Source organism: Acidobacteriota bacterium, assembly GCA_016196035.1.
Classification (GTDB): domain Bacteria; phylum Acidobacteriota; class Blastocatellia; order RBC074; family RBC074; genus JACPYM01.
Genome location: JACPYM010000040.1, coordinates 40,386 through 57,857 on the forward strand (window position 1 = coordinate 40,386; position 17,472 = coordinate 57,857).

A 17,472-nucleotide genomic window follows, 5' to 3' on the forward strand; every position below is an offset into this window, starting at 1 on the left:
TTTTGTCGTGCGATCAGTTGCGTGAAATGCCCGCAACGAACATAGAGCGGTTGAATACTTCGCCGAAATGCGTGGTGACGCTGGCGGCGACTTCCTGTAATGCGAACTGCTTGCCGGTGAGTTGTTGGAGTGATGTCACGCCGTGTCCGCCATCAGCCCCATGTGATTTGATCCCGCACGGCACGATCAATTGAAAGTAGCTTAAATCTGTCGTCACGTTGAAGGCGAAGCCGTGCAGCGTGACCCAACGCGAAATGCGAATGCCAATGGCCGCGAGCTTTTCCTTGCCGACCCAAACGCCGACGAATGCGCCGCCGCGCGGTTCCGCTGCTACGCCAAAATCACGCGCGGTTCTGACCAGGACTTCTTGCAGGTCTTGCACGTAACGCCGCACATCCTGCCGGTCGGGCGCGAGGTTCATGATCGGATAGCCGACCAACTGACCGGGGCCGTGATAAGTCACATCGCCGCCGCGCCCGGTTTCAAAGAGTTCGACGCCGAACCGTTGCCGCGTGGCTTCATCAGCCAGCACATTCGCTTTGTTGGCTCCGCGTCCGAGTGTGATGACGGGTGGATGTTCGACCAGTAAAAGCGTGTCGGGCGCCTCGTCGCGTTTGCGCGCCTCGTGCAAGGTTTGCTGCAACGCCAAAGCTTCGGTGTAACTCACTCGCCCTAGATAACGCGCTTCACAACTTCGCATTGAAACCAGCATACAGTACGGGGAGCGTGAGCGACCTGCGCCTTCACGTTAAGCGACCAGGTTTCCCTTCAATACTTCAAATGCCAAGGCTCAGGTCGCTCACGCTCCCCGTACTGTGTATCACCGCTGCGCAGCTTACAGCAACGCCGAGAAATCAGTCGTCTCAATGGTCTTCTTGATGTGCGCGAGGAACTGATCGCCCACCGCGCCATCAATGATGCGATGATCGAACGACAGGCTCAGCACGCCGATGTGCCGAATCGCCAGCGCCTCGCCATCCGGGGTTTCGACCACCCACGGTTTCTTGTGAATGCCGCCCAAGCCCAGAATCGCCACCTGCGGCTGATTGATGATCGGCGTCGCCGTGTAGCCGCCATACAAACCGAAGTTGGTGATCGAGAACGTCCCGCCGCTGATCTCGTCAGGTTTGAGTTGTTTGGCGCGGGCGCGATTGGCCAGGTCTTGCGAGGCGCGCGCCAGGCCTGTGATGCTCAGCATGTCGGCGTTCTTGATGACCGGCACGATCAGGCCCCAATCCAACGCGACGGCGATGCCGATATTGAAATCATGTTTGTACGCGATGCTGTCGCCATCCACCGAAGCGTTGATGATGGGCAGCGCCTTGAGCGCGTCCAGCGTCGCCTTGATGACGAACGGCAGGAAGGTGAGCTTGGTGCCGTTTTGCGCCTCGAATTGCTTTTTGACGCGCTCGCGCAAGCGCGCAATGTTCGTGAAGTCGGCCTCGAAGAACGTCGTCACATGCGCCGAGGTACGGCGGCTCGTGAGCATGTTCTCGGCGATACGCTTGCGCATATTGCTCATCGGCTCGACCGTCACGCGGTCACCCGTTGCGAACGCGGGCACGGAAGGCGCGGCCACAGGCGCAGGCGGCGGAGCCATTGGCGCAGGTGCCGTGGGTGTGGGCGCGGCTGCGACCGGCGCGGCGACCGGCGCGGCGGCTGTTTTACCAGCCGCGATGAAATTCAAAATGTCATCTTTGGTCACCCGTCCGCCCTGGCCAGTGCCCGTTATTTGCCCCAGGTTCACGCCGTGTTCGCGCGCGATGTTACGCACCAACGGGGACGAGCGAACTTTGCCGTGTTCTTCCGCCGAAGCTGAAACTGGCGCAGCAGCAGGCGGTGCGGCAGGTGGCGCAGCCGGCGTCGCTGGTGCTGCTGGTATAGCAGGTGGGGCAAGAGGTTTAGCGTCAGGTTCCGCACCGCCAATTAGCGGCTCTTCGCGGGCTGGGCCAACCTCGGACTTGCCGGGCACTACGGGCGCAGCCGCTGCCGGTTCTGCCTGCGGCGCTTCTGCCGGAGCCGCGCCAGCTTCCCCGATACGCGCCAGGACGGCATTCACCGCCACGGTCTCACCTTCCTGATGCAGAATTTCGGTAATCACACCGGCGGCGGGCGAAGGGACTTCGGTGTCCACCTTGTCGGTCGAAACTTCGAGCAACGGTTCATCGCGCCCGATGGTATCGCCGACTTTCTTCAACCATTTGACGATTGTTCCCTCAGCAATGGATTCGCCCATCTGGGGCATTACGACATCTGTTGGCATTCGCTTTTCCTCTTTCGCTTATTCGCTTATAGCGATTTGCAGTTGGGTGCGACCTGGGCAACGTGTTGGGTAAGCGTAGGGCAGGTTCTCAACCTGCCCGGCCACCGCCAGCGTAGGGCAGGTTGAGAACCTGCCCTACGCCTTGTCAGGTCGCATACAAGTGCAAATCGTTATAATTGCATTCCCCCGCGGATGTTCACAATAACGAGAAGACCTTGATCTCGCGCGTGCGAAACATCGGCTTGGTCGGTTTTTCAAAGGTATAAAATTCAGCCGCCGAAACGACGACGGCAGCAGCGATATGACAGGCGTCCACACTCGCAATGCCATAGTTCCCAGCCTGTCGCTGCGCTTCTTGCAAAATTAAGTTCAGGTTATCGGAGATGAAAAGGCACCGATTAAAGTATTGACGGAAGACTTGCTCCTTCACCTTCTTGCCATAGTGAATTGCAAGTGAGAGCGTTTCGAGCGTGGTGAACGGGCTGTAAATGAAAGCTCTTCGCCGATCATCCAACAAATCAAGCACCTTTTCTTTGCGGCGCGGCTCTGCATCGGCAAGCGCAATCAGGCAATTTGTATCCAGATAAGTTACCAGCGCCATTATGCTCGCCGCCCCAATTGCTCCTGAATTTGCTCAATCGTCAGATATGGCTCACCGCTCTCCAGCCGTGCCAACAAAAAGGGCGCTAACGCTTTCATCATCGGCGTGGTCTGGGGATCACTCAGAGCGGCCAACAAGCGCGCCTCAAGCTCCGACTCATCTTTTGTTTTCGCCCGCTTTCTTTTCCCTGGTGGCCGACCGTTTTGGCGAATCGCTTTCGCCGCTTTACCCGCTTTCGCTGTTTTGACTGCCATAACCACTACCTCCAAACATTGATTCCGGCTGGCGCACAGCAGGCGCGCCAGCTACGAACAATGTTAGCACTAAATGCTCGTCGCCATCCCATGCACTGCCTCCGCCGCTTCCATCACCGCTTCGCTCAGCGTCGGATGCGCGTGCATGATGTGGCCGAACTCTTCGGCGGTCGCTTCCAGGCCCATCGCCACGCAGGCTTCGGCCAGCAGGTCGGTCGCGTGTGGGCCAATCATGTGCACGCCCAGCACTTCATCATACTTGGCGTCGGCGATCACTTTGATGAAGCCTTCGGTCTCGCCCAGGATCATTGCTTTGCCCAGCGCCGAGAAGGGGAATTTGCCGATCTTGATTTCATGGCCTGCGGCCTTCGCCTTCGCTTCGGTCAAGCCGACGCTGCCGATTTCGGGTTCGCAGTAGGTGCAATTCGGCACCAGGTTGTAGTTGATTGGACGCGGGTTGCGTCCGGCAATATGTTCTGCGGCCAGGCAGCCTTCTTTGGAGGCGACGTGCGCCAGCCAGGGCGTAGGCACTACGTCACCGATGGCGTAAACATTCGGCTCGGCGGTGCGCATGTATTCGTCCACCTTGATGTAGCCGCGCTCGACTTCGCACTTGGTATTTTCCAGGCCTAGACCATCGGTGACGGGACGGCGGCCAATCGCGACGAGCAATGTTTCTGCCGTGATCGAACCGGCTTTGCCTTTGCTGTCGGTGTAATTGATCGTCACGTCATCGGCGTTGACCGTGCAGCTTTCAAACTTGGTGCTGACCATTGTGTTGATCTTGCGTTTGCGGAAGGCGCGCTGCAATTCCTTCGAGGTCTCTTCGTCTTCAATCGGGACAAGCCGGTCGAGCATTTCGATGACGGTGACTTCGCTGCCAAAGCGGTTGAAGACCGAGGCGAATTCGACGCCGACTGCGCCTGCGCCCAGCACGACCATGCTTTTTGGCACGTGCTGAAAGTCGAGCAATTCATCGCTGGTCACGATGCGCGGATTCTGAATCGTCAGACCCGGCAGCAGGCGCACGGCGGAACCGGTGGCGATGATGACGTTCTTGGTTGGCACGTCCGTGACTTTCCCGGCGTCGTCGGTGACGGTGACGCGGCCTTTGCCTTCCAGCTTGCCCTGCCCTTTGAAGACGGTGATTTTGTTCTTCTTCATCAGGAAGCCGACGCCGTTGGAAAGTTTGCTAACGATGGCGTTCTTGCGCTTGATGACGGCGGGGAAATTGAGCGTTGCGCCGGTGACTTCGACGCCGAATTCCGCCGGGTCCTTGATGAGTTCGTAAACGTGCGCCGAATGCAGCAACTCTTTGGTGGGGATGCAGCCGCGCAACAGGCAGGTGCCGCCCAGGTCTTTATCGCGTTCGATGATGGCGGTTTTCAAACCGACTTGCGCGGCGCGGATGGCGGCGACATAGCCGCCCGGCCCCGCGCCAATCACTGTGACATCAAATTGCTCTGCCATTCTGCTCCTTCTCTAAAAATAGGCTTCTAAAAACCAGTGCGCGGCGACCACGGCACACCAAGGCCCAGACAAGCGCGGCGTCTGCGGTGCGCGGCTCTGCTTGTCGGCGCTGTGACGGTGATTTGCTTGCACGGTTGACCAATTCAATAAATGCAAAAACGATGACTGCTGGAATAAGGCCGGGATAATAAGCGGCGGTTAGTGTTTTTGCAAAAGGGCGGCGGGGTTGGCTAAACCAGCCGCAGGCCGCGCAACATCGCTTCAAACCATCGGCAGATGGCGAATCGGCAAATGCTGCGCCGTTAGTTCCAGGCGGGCCTGTTGCACCAATTTCAAGGCCTCATCGGCGGTTTCGCCCAACGCGGTCAAGTGCCCCATTTTGCGTCCGGGCTTCGGCCCGACTTTGCCATACAGATGCAGTTTGACATCGGGCATGGCGCAGGCGGCCGCCCAATCCGGCTCGCCCAACTGCCACAAATCGCCCAGCAGATTCGCCATCGCGGCCGGTTTCAGCAGCGTGGTCGAACCGAGCGGCAACCCGCACACCGCGCGCAGTTGCTGTTCAAACTGGCTGGTCACGCTGGCGTCAAAGGTGAAATGGCCGGAATTGTGCGGGCGCGGGGCCAATTCGTTGATGAGCAACTTGCCGGACTTGGTGAGGAAAAACTCGACGCACAGCACGCCCACGACATCCAGCTTTTCCAACACGGCGCGCGTAATCTCGAGGGCTTCGTCCGCGACCGCTGGCGACACGCGCGCGGGCGCAATCGCAACATCCAGAATATGGCGGTGGTGCTCATTTTCGACCACGCCCCAATGCGCAAAGCTGCCATCGTTGCCACGCGCCGCCACGACCGAAAGCTCCACGGCAAAATCCACCAGCGCTTCCAAAATCAATTCCTGCCGCCCCGCCTTGGCCCAAACTGTGGCGGCTTCTGAAACCGAACCGAGTTTGACCTGTCCTTTGCCGTCATAACCGAACCCCGCGGTTTTGAGCACCGCCGGACAGCCGAATTCGCGCAAGCCGGTTTGCAAATCCACCAGCGAGGCAATCATCTTGAAAGGCGTCAGGGGAAACCCGTGGCGGCGCAAAAAGGTCTTTTCGCGCAACCGGTGCTGCGCGATGTGCAGCACTCCTCCGCCAGGCCGCACCGGTACGATTTCCGCCGCGGCAGCCACCGTCGCGGAAGGCACATTTTCGAATTCAAAAGTGATGACATTAACGCGGCTGGCGAATTTGCGCACTGCGTCCAAATCTTCATACGGCGCGGTCACCTCGACATCGGCGACCTGGCCTGTTGGGGTGTCGGTATCGGGCGAAAAGGTATGCACGCGGTAGCCCATGCGGCGCGCCGCAATGGCGAACATACGCCCTAGTTGGCCGCTGCCAAGCACGCCGATGGTGGCGCCCGGAATGATCACCTCAGCCTTGGTTTTCACGTTGCAATGCCGCCTTTGTCTTGAGTAATTGAGGTGGCGCATTGTGGGCGATGCCCGCTGTCAAAGGCAAGGGGAGCCAGCGCCGTGAATTTGCGCCAACCCGGCCCTTACGTTTAGATAGGCGCTATGCATGACATCCCGCTTTTCAACCGCCGGACGCAAACCCTCGAAACCGAAACCGTGTTTGAACAAGGCTTGATGGAATTCCTGTTTGGCACCCGCACAGGATTTTGGCTGGCCGAAAGGGTGCTGAAACACCGTTGGCCGACGGCGCTCTATGCCCATTGGCAGCACAGCACCTTCACCAAAGCGAAGATCAAACGATTTGTCGAACAATACGGCATCAACACCGCCGAAATGGAACGCCCGCTCGACTCGTTCACTTCCTTCAACGACTTTTTCATTCGCAAGCTCAAGGCCGACGCGCGCCCGATTGATCAAACCCCGGCGCACCTGATTTCACCCGCCGATGCACGATTGCTGGCTTATGAAATCAAGCGCGACACCGTGTTGCCGGTCAAAGGCCGCGCCTTCACCCTCAACGAACTGCTGCGTTCAACCCTTGCCGCCGATTACCTGGATGGCCTGTGCCTGATCTTTCGCCTGGCCCCGGTGGACTATCACCGCTTCGCCTATATTGATGATGGCGAACAGTCGCCGGTCACGGTCATCAAGGGTTTTTACCGCAGCGTCAATCCGCTGGCGATCTGGCGGCAGTTGCCCGTCTTCAGCGAAAACCAGCGCGAAGCCTGTGTCTTGCACACCCACAATTTCGGCGACGTCATTCACGTGGATGTCGGCGCGACCGGCGTGGGCCGCATCGTGCAACACCAACGCCAGGGCGGCCCCTGTCAGCGCGGACAGGAAAAAGGCTATTTTGAATTCGGCGGCTCGACCTCCATCCTGCTCTTCAAACCCGGCCTCGTGAAGCTGGACGGCGACATCGCAACTTATTCGGCCAAAGGGATCGAAACCTTGGTGCGTTATGGGGAAAAAATTGGCAGCCGGGCGACAGCGAAGAATTAAATCGGGTTTCGCTTCGGTGTAGGTCAAAAACCGTGTAGCGGGGCGGTACCGCGCGCGTCAGCAAGCGGAGACTTTGCCGCTGCACCAGTCCGCCGTACTTGACGCGCCGCTTGCTGACGCGCGCGGTACTGCCCCGGTGCGGCGCGCCCTGCCGTACACGCAAAAGAAAACCGATCTAATTACGCCCACGCCGCAAATGAGCGCCGTTTCCAAGTTTCTGGAGCCAGTGCTCGGCTCTGGCTCTAATTCTGCCTCAGCCGGAGTGGCTGCCGGACTTAGCACTTGAACAATCTGCTCGCCCTGTCTACTATGGGCAAACTTTCGCAGGCGTCGCTGCATGACGTGCCGTGCGAGACCAAAACGAGTTGCAAAATCACGTTGCCGCCCGCAAGCCGGGTGGCAGGCCCAAACAAGGGCATTAGTTGAAGGGAGCAAGTAGTGAAATACGGATGGCTCAAGATTGCTGGTTTGGGATTGGCTTTGACGGTCAGTTTCGCGTTGCTGGGTTGGCCTGGCAACACGCAAGCCCAGAACATCAAAGTTGGCGGCAATAATGGCCAATACCTCATCACCCGCGAAAAACTTTCGGCGGATTACGAAAAGGCGATGGAAGTCATCCGCGCCAATTACGTCGAACCCCGCGAATATGACGACCTGACCAAATACGCCATTCAGGGCATGCTGCACGTCCTCGATCCGCATTCGGATTACATGGACGCCAAAGCCTTCCGCGAATTCAACGACAAACAGCACAGCCGCTATTTCGGCATCGGGGCCTACATTAGCACCCGGCTGCGTTCGACCTATATTACCGAACCTTTCAACGGTTCCCCGGCGTACCGGGCTGGCCTGCATTACGGCGACCAGATCATCAACGTGGATGGCAAAGACACAGCCAACTGGGATTCGACCAAGACGCGCGAATTGTTATTGGGCGAACGTGGCACCAAGGTGCGCGTGACCATCAAACGGCCCGGAGTTGAAGCACCGCAAACCTTCGACATCACGCGCGACCAGATCGCGCTGCCTTCGATTCCCAGCTACTACCTGATCAAGCCGAATATCGGCTACATCGGGCTGACCAAGAATTTCCAATCCACGACCTCGATGGAGATGGCCAACGCCATCGCCGAATTGCGCGAGCAGGGCGCCACGCAATTCATCCTCGACTTGCGCGGCAACGGCGGCGGCTATCTGGAACAAGGCATTCTGGTCGCTGACAAACTGCTGCAACGCGGCCAGACCATCGTCTCGGTGCGCGGACGCAATAAAGCCAATGATCAATCGGCCTTTGCCGAAACCGGCGCGAGCGAAAACTTCCCGCTGGTGGTGTTGATCAACGGCAACACAGCTTCGGCCTCTGAAATCGTGGCGGGGGCGGTGCAGGATCACGACCGGGGCTTGATCGTGGGCGAAACCAGTTTTGGCAAGGGGCTGGTGCAACGCATCTTCCCGACGATGAACGGCGGCGGCTTGATCTTGACCATCGCGCATTACTACACGCCCAGCGGACGTCTGATTCAGCGCGATTATTCGAATGGTTCGCTGTTCGATTATTACGCCAAGCGCAACGCGAATGGCAAAGTCGAAGCCGGGCCGAAAGCCGAGTTGAAACAAACTGACACAGGCCGTCAGGTCTATGGCGGCGGCGGCATCGAACCGGATGTCAAAGTCGAATTCACCGACATCCTGACGCCCGCGCAACAAAAACTCTTCACGGGTTCGTGGCTCTTTGTCGCGCAACTCATCAACGGGCAAATCCCTGGCGTCAATCAGTACAAACTCGGCGGCATGGATTTCAGCAGCAAGCTCAAAGGCAGTGAATATCTGGTCAACGATGAAGTGCTCAAAGCCTGGAGCGAATACATGAACAAGTTCGCCAAAGAGCATTCCGACTTCGCCATCAAGCCCGCCGAAATCGAAGACAACAAGATTTGGGCGCGCAAGTTCGTGCGCGAAGAAGTGCTCAATGCCGCCTATGGCCAGGATCGCGCCAAGCAGGTCATTTCCGATTTGGACTTGCAACTGCAACGTGCCATCCAGGAGATGCCCAACGCCTCCGCGCTCTATGACAAGGCGCGCACCAAATCGAACGCGATGAACCGGCGCTAACGCGGAGCAAACAATCAACGCAGACCAAGGCGGTTGGAAAGTTCCAGCCGCCTTTTCTTTCGTAGGAACCAGTGATGCAGATCGTAGACACACATCAACACCTTTGGGATTTGGATTTATTCAAGTATTCCTGGACGGCGAGTCAGCCGGTGCTCAATCGCAGCTTTCGTCTAGCCGATTACTACGCGGCCACAGGGGGCTTCGACGTCGTCAAGACGGTGCACCTGGAATGCGACGTGGATGAGCCGGATATGCTGGGTGAGACGCAACATATCCTGCGCCTGTCCGAACAGCCCGACAACCCGCTGGCCGGCGTCATCGCCTGTTGCCGCCCGGAACACGAAGATTTCAAAGACTACCTCGCACTAATTGCCGGGCATCCCAATCTCAAAGGCCTGCGCCGCATCCTGCACGTCGTGCCCGACGAGGTTTCGCTGACGCCCTGTTTCGTGCCCAATCTGCGCCTGCTCGAAGCGCACCATCTGTCGTTTGATATTTGCGTGTTGGCGCGTCAACTGCCGCTGGCAATTCGGCTGGTCAAAGAATGTCCCGGCGTGTCCTTCATCCTCGACCACATCGGCAACCCGAGCATTGCCGAAAACGACCTGGCGCAATGGCGCACCGACTTGGCTGAACTCGCTGGCTACCCCAACGTCGTTTGCAAAGTCTCCGGCGCGATCACCAACGCCAGCCCCGACTGGACGGCGGAAGAGTTGCGCCCGGCTATCGAAAGCGTCATCAATTGTTTTGGTTGGGATCGTGTGATGTTCGGTAGCGACTGGCCGGTCTGCACGCTCAAGGGAACCTGGAAACAGTGGGCCGATGCATTACTGGATTTGACGAAAGACGCAGGCGAAGAACAGCGGCAGAAACTTTTCAAAACGAATGCCGAGCGAATTTATAGGATTTAGACCTCAGACCTCAGACTTCAGACCTCAGACCTCAGACCTTTTATCCGTCAAAAATCAGTGATGCTCAAAAGTATTGAGTTAGAAATGACCTGCATCAGGTCTGAGGTCTGAGGTCTGAAGTCTGAGCCTCACTGGCATTCCACCGCGCCCTCTTTCAACAAACTCGTAAACCACACGCCCGGCGCATAGCCTTTTTCGGTCAACGTCGGTTGACGACCGTCGTAATCCGTCCCCGAAATCGAAAAACGATAGCGGAGGCGCGCCTCGCCTTTCACTTCACGGTCAAAGCGCTCGCGCATGTCGCCCTGCGAGAAGGCGCGCGTTTGCAAGCAGTATTTCTTCTGCTGTTCGTTATAGACCACATAATTCGGGACTAAATCCACGGTGAATTCATAAGGCTGATCGCGTTTGTAAATGGTGCGCCCAGCATAGAGCACCTGCTGCGGTTGCGTGATGCCTTCGGGTTGCGGCGCGACCGTGCTGCGGATCAAGCGCATGCTCAGCGCTCCCGTATAACCGTTGCCGATGCGTTCGGGGTACAGATTCGGCAGCGGCGCATAATAGCCATCCACCGGAAAGCGCACGGTATAGCGCAAACGCATACCCACCGGGTTGCCGCTTTCCGTCAACAGCAGTTCGTCGGTATAACTCACGATCTGGGCGCGAATGATGCGGTAATCCCCTTCAGTCATGCGTTCCGGCGCTTCCGCCACAGCAACGCCGACGGGCGTGGTCGTGGGTGAGGCGGCTTCGGGCGTAGCGCTGGCCGTGACGGTGGGCACGATCAATTGCGGATAGATGCGTTGAAAGCTGGCGCCGCTCTGTTCGCGTCCGCGCACCATCACGCGGCAAGGTTGCGCCGGGACTTCGATCAGCACGAAGAAGTTGGTGGGGTTGGAAAAATCTCCCTGGCGAAAGCGCAAGGGGCCGATGATTTCATTCTGTTCGTTGACCAGCATGAAATTCACCAGTTCCAGATTGGCGCCCGAAACATAAACGTTCGCCTGCAAGCGGCTGCCGCGCGCGGCCTGCACTTTTTCGAGCGGTTGCAATTGCCGCCCCACGACATTCATACAACAGGCATAGATTTCGCTCTGTGAAATGACGTTCAGGCTATAGAACCCCGTCCCGGTGAGCCGCACTTTCCACAAACCCGGACGCGGATCCCAAATGGCCACCGAACGCTTGCCATTAGCTTCGCTGCTGCTGACGTTGCCGCCATTCAACTGCGCCGGTTTGCCAAGGGGCGAGATGATTTCCCATTTGATTTCGCCCTGGGTCTGGACGTTGAAAAAGAGCCGCAACACGCTCGGTTCAATCGGCGCGCTGATTTCGCGCGTCTCGCCATTGAGCGTCGCCGAGGCGATGACCACATATTGTCCGTTGGGGTCTTCCTGCGCCGCAATTGATTGAAACCCGGCGAGCAGGGTGGCCGTAATGAGTAGCGATCTCCAAACTGCTGTTGCAAACATACCGCGTACATCCGAATTATGAAGCTGTGAATTGAGCCGATAGACTAGCGCAACTGGCGCACATGCGCCAATGCAATGGTCGGCTCAGTTCCCCTCGTAGCACTGCGTCTCACAGCCAGCGGCAAGCCTGGCTCGCGCGCCTGACCCGCAACCAAAACCGTGTATTTCCATCCAGGAGAAACTTCGGAGGCATCTATGAAATTGTTTGCGCTGCTGATGGTGTTCTCACTGTCACTTTTTACCGTTCCACAAGCGCCCACCGTGGCGGAAAAGAATGCGCCGTCCAAGATCACGATTGCGACCAAAGAAGAGCCGGGCGAGCGGTTGACCGTGTCTGGCGTGATATTTGGCGCGGACGGCAAAACACCGCTAGCGAATGCCTCGGTGTATGTCTATCACACCGATGTCAACGGGCATTACACGCCCGGCCCCAAAGACGACAACCGCAATCCGCGTTTGCGCGGCTACATGCGCACCGACGCGCAAGGCCGTTACGAATACAGCACGATCAAACCCGCGCCCTATCCGGGCAATGGCCCACCCGCGCATATTCATTACCACGTCAACGCGCCGGGCTATCAGGAGCGCGTCTTCGAGATCGTGTTTGAAGGCGATCCGAAGATCAGCGCCGACATCCGCACCAGGGCCGCGCAGGAAGACAGCGCGTTTTCCATCCGCCCCTTGGCACGTGAAGCACAAGGCGGCTGGCGTTGCACACAAAACGTCACGCTGCGGAAGTAAGCCAATCAGCAGCAATGAAGGAGCGTTCAATGCAGTGTATTTATCTACTCCGTAAACCTATCTGCGGGGCCTGCCTCGCGCTGTGGCTGGGTATTTCTTGCGCCGCGCAGGACAGCGGCAACCCTATCGCGGATGAAATCGCCCGCTTGAAGCAGGCGTTAAGCGGCTTGGCTGAAAATGACGCCGCCGCGTTTCGGCCAATGCTGGAGCAAGCTGAACAGGACCTGAAAGCAGGCCGTACCTTCGCCACGCTCTTCCGCTTGCAGCGCGGCACGCCGCAGTTGCTGGCCTTGCAATATGGCGCGACGCACAAAGCTCTCGCCCAGGGCGGACTGGCGGCCTTTGACGCCGAATGGCAACGCGCGGGCGCGGCGTTGACTGCCGGTGAAAAACGCCTGGCGGCGCGGCCCAATTTGCACGCGAGTCTGGCCGCGCGCGCCTTGAGCGAAGCCGCGCTCACCAAGATCAAGCCGCTCTATCTAGCCGGGCGGTTATTCTCGCGCGAAGACAGCATCGCCTCGGGCCTGTATTACCTTGGCCAGGCGCTAGGCAGCCTGGCGTTCGCCCGTTTTAGCGCTGCCTTGCCAGACAGCAAAACACGTCCGGCCTTTACGCCGCGCTCGCTCGCACCCGCGTTGGCGGAGCTTGAGCAAGACATCCTCGCCGCTTATAGCCAAGCCAATGTCGCCGCCGAGCAAGATCTGTACAACCAGCTCAACGCCACGCTCAAAACCGCGCAAGAACTGAATCAGGAACGGCGCTACGCCGGCGCGCTGCTTCAGTACCTGGAAGCGCGCCGCGTGTTGGGCGTGCTCAAAGCACTTGAAACACCGCCGACGCTCGTCGAATTGCAAACCAAGAGCGCGGCTTTCCAAACGCAAATGGCCGCGCGCCAGCGCGATGACAGCCTGGCGCAGATGTATTGGGAAGTCGCCCAGAGCGCGCTGTCCACGGCCTCGCCCGACAACTTGAAACAAGCCGCCGTACTTTTGCACGAAGTGCTGCCGCGCTATTTCCAACTAATCCCGGAGTAACACGAATGAAGCTGCGAACCATCCTGCTGGCGCTGGCCGCCGTGCTGACGTTCAGTCTGGCCGCCCCTGCTCAAACCAACCGCAAAAAACCCGGCGTCAAAGCAACGCCCAAACCCATCACTGTCACGCTGGTGCGCTGGCCGTACACCTGAAGCCTCTCTGACCCGGCAAGTTTGCTGGTCAAGACCGTCTTGCAGGATTTCCCCGGTCAGGCGCGCTTCGTGAACGAGAATTGGGGCACGTCAAAACTCGCCGCGCGCTTCGGCATCAAACGCTACCCGGTTGTTTTTGTGGACGACGTGCTCATTGCCAAGCCCAACGATTTCGGCTGGATGGGCGAGCAAGGCAAATACACGCCCTGGCGCGAACCGGCCAACCACGAAAAGTTCAAACAGGATTTGACGCGCATGCTCAAGCTGGCTCTACGTGATCGTGCCGCGCTCAAACGCGCCGGGCAAAATCCGTCTGACGGTTCTACCGAATTGGGCGAATTGACGGCGCTGCCTGCTTTCACCGCGCCTAGCCTGGACGGCGGCACAGTGGATTCCACGACGCTCGGCAACCGCGTCGTGATCGTAGAGTTTTGGGCCACCTGGTGCGGCCCCTGCCGTTCGACGCTGCAATGGCTGGGCGAGGTCAAACAGCGTTATGGCGATCAGATCAGCGTTGTGGCGATCTCGGTCGAATCGGAAGAGGCCGAAGTCCGGCAACTCATCGAACAACGAATGGGGCCGCGCAAACTGCCCGTGCAATTCGTGCTGGGCAAGGAAGAGTTGATCAAACCCTTCGGCACGATTACGAGCGTGCCGACAATGTACGTCTTCGATCGGCACGGCCAGACGGTATCCATCTTTTATGGCGCGCCCGAAGATTTGCACGCCCAGGTGGGGCGCTTGTTGGGCACATTGCTGAAGAACTGAGTTCGCCTGGGTACGCACGCATCCTTGCGTGCAGGCGTGGGCAGAGGCGGAGCAAGGCCCGCAGGTCACCCTGTTGGCCCTAATCCGTCCTTCGCCACGTCTGCACGCTGGAAGCGGTGCGTACCCAGGCTTCATCCCCGGCTTCATCAAGGTTTCGTGTAAAATCCCCGGCACTATGCAAACCGGCGAACTCCTGACACGCGTGTTTATTTGGCTCGCGCTGAGCGGCTACACCATTGGCGCGGCGGCCTTTTTGTTGAGCAACGGACGGCCAGCCTGGCTGCGCGCGGCGCGCTGGGCGTGGACGTTGGGGTGCGGTTGTTTTCTGGTGCATGTCGCCTGCGCCTTCCAGTTCTATCACGCCTGGAGCCATTGGGCGGCGTACCGCGAAACCGCCCGGCAGACCGGTGCGACGTTTGGGTGGTATTGGGGCGGCGGCGTGTATGTCAGCTATGCGTTCACGCTGTTGTGGATGCTGGATGTGCTGATCTGGTGGACGCAAGGACTCGCGAGTTATGCGCAACGTCCGGTGTGGCTGACGGCGGCATGGCATGGCTTCTTTGTCTTTATTCTGTTCAACGGCACGGTGGTCTTTGAAAGGGGCGCGGCGCGTTGGTTTGGCGCCTTGATCTGCGCGGCGTTACTGGTGTGTTGGATGCTGGCGCGGCAACGTGAGAACACGGTGCGGGGAGCATGAGCAACTGTAAGGCTCAGAGATTGAAAGCTCAGCTCGCTCGCCCCCCCGTTACTATTTCAAAAAGATTCTTGCGGTAAATTTTCCGGTGACGGCAGTTCAGAGTTCACGCTTCAGCGTGTGCGTGGCGGCCAGCAGACACGCTGAAGCGTGAACTCTGAACATTTGTTCCCTTTCCAGCCCGGCAAGATTTACAGCAAGAAAAGGTTTCTAGCAGCGCACCCTATGCCGATCTGACGTTTTTGGTGATGAAGGTGAAGTAAAGCCGCCGACGCCTTGGCCCGCTGCATTTCGCGGCAAAATTCCCGCCACTCGCCACAAAGCCACACCGCACGTAGCCGCCCGATGGTATCTTTTGAGCCGTACTAAACGGTAAACACCACATGAAATTATCGAACAACAACCAAAGCTTGGGGAACGCATCGTCCAGTTCACGGTTTGGGCGCGCGAGTTGGCGCATCTGGGTTTGGCTGCTGTTGGGCTGGTTCGTGCTTGGGGCGCTTTCTTCTTCGGGCGCCTTCATCCAATTGCCTCGCACGAGAGGCCCGTTGCCGGCTGGAACGGCCAACCTGCCGGCGTGGCTGTTCCTTTCGCAATGGTCTGCCTGGGCCTTGTGGGTAGCGCTGGTACCAATTGTGCTGGGCCTGCGCCGCCGGTTCCCCTTGGAGCGAACTGCGTTGCGATGGGCGGTGCCTGTGCACGTATTCGCGGTAGCGGGGTTGTGTGCGATGCAAGTGGTGCTGGGATTTGTGATCGCGCAATTGATACTGCAAATGAACAGCGGCCTGCCGTTGCGGATGTTGGTTTTGCGGATGGCAGCTTCGTGGTTATCAACCATGCCTTCTAGCGCGCTGTTTTATGGGCTAGTGCTGGGCCTTGCCAGCGCGCTCGATTACTACCGGCAATTCCGCGAACGCGAGTTGCGCGCCTCGCAGCTTGAAACGCAACTGGCGCAGGCGCAGTTGCAGATGTTGAAGATGCAACTGCATCCGCATTTTCTCTTTAACACCTTGAACGGAATCACAGGCTTGGTGCGCGACAACGATAATGCGGCGGCGGTGCAAATGCTGGTGGGGTTGAGCGACCTGTTGCGCCAGACGCTTGATAACGCGGGCAAGCAGGAAGTGCGTTTGCGCGAGGAACTGGAATGGCTAGAGCTGTATTTGAAACTGCAACAGATGCGTTTTTCGGATCGCTTGCAGGTGCGTGTTGAGGCCGCGCCGGAAACGCTGGAGGCGCTGGTGCCGAATCTGATCACGCAGCCGCTGGTTGAAAACGCCATTCGGCACGGGTTGGCACCGCGCGCCGCGCCCGGTTCGGTTTCGTTGACAGCGCAGCGAACCAACGGGCGGCTGGTATTGCGCGTGTGCGACGATGGCGTCGGCTTGCCCGAACAGTGGCGGCTGGCAACAGCACAAGGCTTGGGGCTGGCGAATACAGCAGCGCGACTGCGGCAAATGTACGGCACGGACTTCGAGTTCGACATACACAATCGCACGCAAGGCGGCGTCGAGGCGCGCGTGTCTATTCCGTGGCGGGCTGCCGCTGAATGCGCCGCGCAAACATCGTGAGCAATAACAACGACAAAAAGCTCAAAGTGCTGATCGTGGATGATGAACCGCCCGCGCGGCGCAATTTGCGCGCGCTGCTCAAACGCGATCCTGAAATTGAGTGGGTCAAAGAGTGCGGCAACGGCAAAGAGGCCGTTGCCAGCATTCGCGCCTGGCAACCAGATTTGATTTTTCTGGATGTGCAGATGCCGGAACTGGACGGGTTCGCCGTGCTGGATCAACTAGCCGGACAGCCGCTGCCGGTCATCATTTTTGTCACGGCATACGATCAATATGCGTTGCAGGCCTTCGAGGTCAGCGCGCTCGATTACCTGCTCAAGCCGTTCAGCGACGAACGCTTTCGCAAGGCGCTCGAACAAGCGAAACGGCAAATCGCGCAACAGGACGCGAGCGAACTCGGACAGAAGCTGATGCAGTTGCTGGGTACGCGCGAACTCAAAACAGATGCGCCGCGTTACCTGACACGGCTGATGGTCAAGACGACAGGCCGCGTGATCTTTGTGCGCACTGAGGAAATTGACTGGATCGAGGCGTATGACAATTACATCCGGCTGCACGTCGGCGGCAAAGCGTATCTGTTGCGCCAGACGATGAACGAATTGGAGGCGAGTTTGAACCCCGAACAGTTCGCGCGGATTCATCGCTCGACCATCGTCAATCTGGATCGCATCAAGGAACTGCATCCGCATTTCAATGGCGAGCACCTGGTTATTTTGCGCGACGGCACAGAGTTAAAGCTGAGCCGCAGCCGCAAAGACTGGCTGGAGCAATGGCTGGTCGCTGGCGCACGCTGAACGTAGTTCTAACCACTTCAAAAACTTCTGGTCACATCGGATTTTGTGGTGACAGCCCCGGCGGGGCGAAATGTTTATAGTTGGAGTGCGAAAAGGCACGCGAGCCCCAGCGGGGCGGTATCTGCCGGCGCTCAGATGTCGCTCCTGACGGAGCTAAGCGCCTAGATTT

17 protein-coding genes are annotated in these 17,472 nt (G+C 58.5%); 10 read left to right on the forward strand and 7 right to left on the reverse strand.

What is annotated here, in order from left to right; translation table 11 throughout:
- Positions 1-13: 13 nt before the first annotated feature.
- The 6 genes from lipB to HY011_13925 form a co-directional block, all read right to left on the reverse strand.
- Entirely contained in the window at positions 14-700 is a 687-nt protein-coding gene (lipB, locus tag HY011_13900) for a lipoyl(octanoyl) transferase LipB (protein MBI3424023.1), read from the reverse strand.
- Positions 701-835: 135 nt separating this feature from the next.
- Positions 836-2,263: a 2-oxoglutarate dehydrogenase, E2 component, dihydrolipoamide succinyltransferase gene (sucB, locus tag HY011_13905; protein MBI3424024.1), complete on the reverse strand. Its 1,428-nt coding sequence runs from the start codon at positions 2,261-2,263 to the stop codon at positions 836-838.
- A gap of 196 nt (positions 2,264-2,459) precedes the next feature.
- Complete coding sequence (locus tag HY011_13910) at positions 2,460-2,864, reverse strand: PIN domain-containing protein (GenBank protein MBI3424025.1); 405 nt, start codon at positions 2,862-2,864, stop codon at positions 2,460-2,462.
- Entirely contained in the window at positions 2,864-3,118 is a 255-nt protein-coding gene (locus HY011_13915; GenBank protein MBI3424026.1) for a hypothetical protein, read from the reverse strand. The genes HY011_13910 and HY011_13915 overlap by 1 nt, the downstream gene beginning before the upstream one ends.
- A 69-nt stretch (positions 3,119-3,187) precedes the next feature.
- Positions 3,188-4,588, reverse strand: a complete 1,401-nt coding sequence (gene lpdA / locus HY011_13920; GenBank protein MBI3424027.1) for a dihydrolipoyl dehydrogenase — start codon at positions 4,586-4,588, stop codon at positions 3,188-3,190.
- A gap of 261 nt (positions 4,589-4,849) precedes the next feature.
- Entirely contained in the window at positions 4,850-6,070 is a 1,221-nt protein-coding gene (locus HY011_13925; protein ID MBI3424028.1) for a 5-(carboxyamino)imidazole ribonucleotide synthase, read from the reverse strand.
- A gap of 84 nt (positions 6,071-6,154) precedes the next feature.
- Here HY011_13925 and HY011_13930 point away from each other — a divergent pair, with 84 nt between their 5' ends.
- The 3 genes from HY011_13930 to HY011_13940 all read left to right on the forward strand — a co-directional run bounded on the left by HY011_13930 (position 6,155) and on the right by HY011_13940 (position 10,077).
- A complete protein-coding gene (locus HY011_13930) occupies positions 6,155-7,054 on the forward strand; it encodes a phosphatidylserine decarboxylase (protein ID MBI3424029.1) in 900 nt (299 codons plus the stop codon).
- 438 nt (positions 7,055-7,492) lie between these two features.
- Positions 7,493-9,166 carry a S41 family peptidase gene (locus tag HY011_13935; protein ID MBI3424030.1) on the forward strand — a complete coding sequence of 558 codons (1,674 nt, stop codon included), beginning with the start codon at positions 7,493-7,495 and terminating at the stop codon, positions 9,164-9,166.
- 74 nt (positions 9,167-9,240) lie between these two features.
- A complete protein-coding gene (locus HY011_13940; protein MBI3424031.1) occupies positions 9,241-10,077 on the forward strand; it encodes an amidohydrolase in 837 nt (278 codons plus the stop codon).
- A gap of 128 nt (positions 10,078-10,205) precedes the next feature.
- Here HY011_13940 and HY011_13945 read toward each other — a convergent pair whose 3' ends face one another.
- Positions 10,206-11,549 carry a hypothetical protein gene (locus HY011_13945; GenBank protein MBI3424032.1) on the reverse strand — a complete coding sequence of 448 codons (1,344 nt, stop codon included), beginning with the start codon at positions 11,547-11,549 and terminating at the stop codon, positions 10,206-10,208.
- A 195-nt stretch (positions 11,550-11,744) separates the two neighbouring features.
- Here HY011_13945 and HY011_13950 point away from each other — a divergent pair, with 195 nt between their 5' ends.
- The 7 genes from HY011_13950 to HY011_13980 all read left to right on the forward strand — a co-directional run bounded on the left by HY011_13950 (position 11,745) and on the right by HY011_13980 (position 17,303).
- The gene (locus tag HY011_13950) at positions 11,745-12,290 is read left to right on the forward strand and encodes a protocatechuate 3,4-dioxygenase (protein ID MBI3424033.1); all 546 of its coding nucleotides are present in this window, start codon (positions 11,745-11,747) and stop codon (positions 12,288-12,290) included.
- Between the two features lie 29 nt (positions 12,291-12,319).
- A complete protein-coding gene (locus HY011_13955; protein MBI3424034.1) occupies positions 12,320-13,324 on the forward strand; it encodes a hypothetical protein in 1,005 nt (334 codons plus the stop codon).
- Positions 13,325-13,329: 5 nt separating this feature from the next.
- Positions 13,330-13,476, forward strand: a complete 147-nt coding sequence (locus tag HY011_13960; GenBank protein ID MBI3424035.1) for a hypothetical protein — start codon at positions 13,330-13,332, stop codon at positions 13,474-13,476.
- A 21-nt stretch (positions 13,477-13,497) separates the two neighbouring features.
- Entirely contained in the window at positions 13,498-14,244 is a 747-nt protein-coding gene (locus HY011_13965; GenBank protein MBI3424036.1) for a TlpA family protein disulfide reductase, read from the forward strand.
- 175 nt (positions 14,245-14,419) lie between these two features.
- Positions 14,420-14,941, forward strand: coding sequence for a hypothetical protein (locus HY011_13970; protein MBI3424037.1), 522 nt, complete (start codon positions 14,420-14,422; stop codon positions 14,939-14,941).
- 380 nt (positions 14,942-15,321) lie between these two features.
- Positions 15,322-16,509, forward strand: coding sequence for a histidine kinase (locus tag HY011_13975; protein MBI3424038.1), 1,188 nt, complete (start codon positions 15,322-15,324; stop codon positions 16,507-16,509).
- Positions 16,488-17,303, forward strand: coding sequence for a response regulator transcription factor (locus tag HY011_13980; protein ID MBI3424039.1), 816 nt, complete (start codon positions 16,488-16,490; stop codon positions 17,301-17,303). Before HY011_13975 ends, HY011_13980 begins: the two co-directional genes overlap by 22 nt.
- The last annotated feature ends 169 nt before the right edge of the window (positions 17,304-17,472 follow it).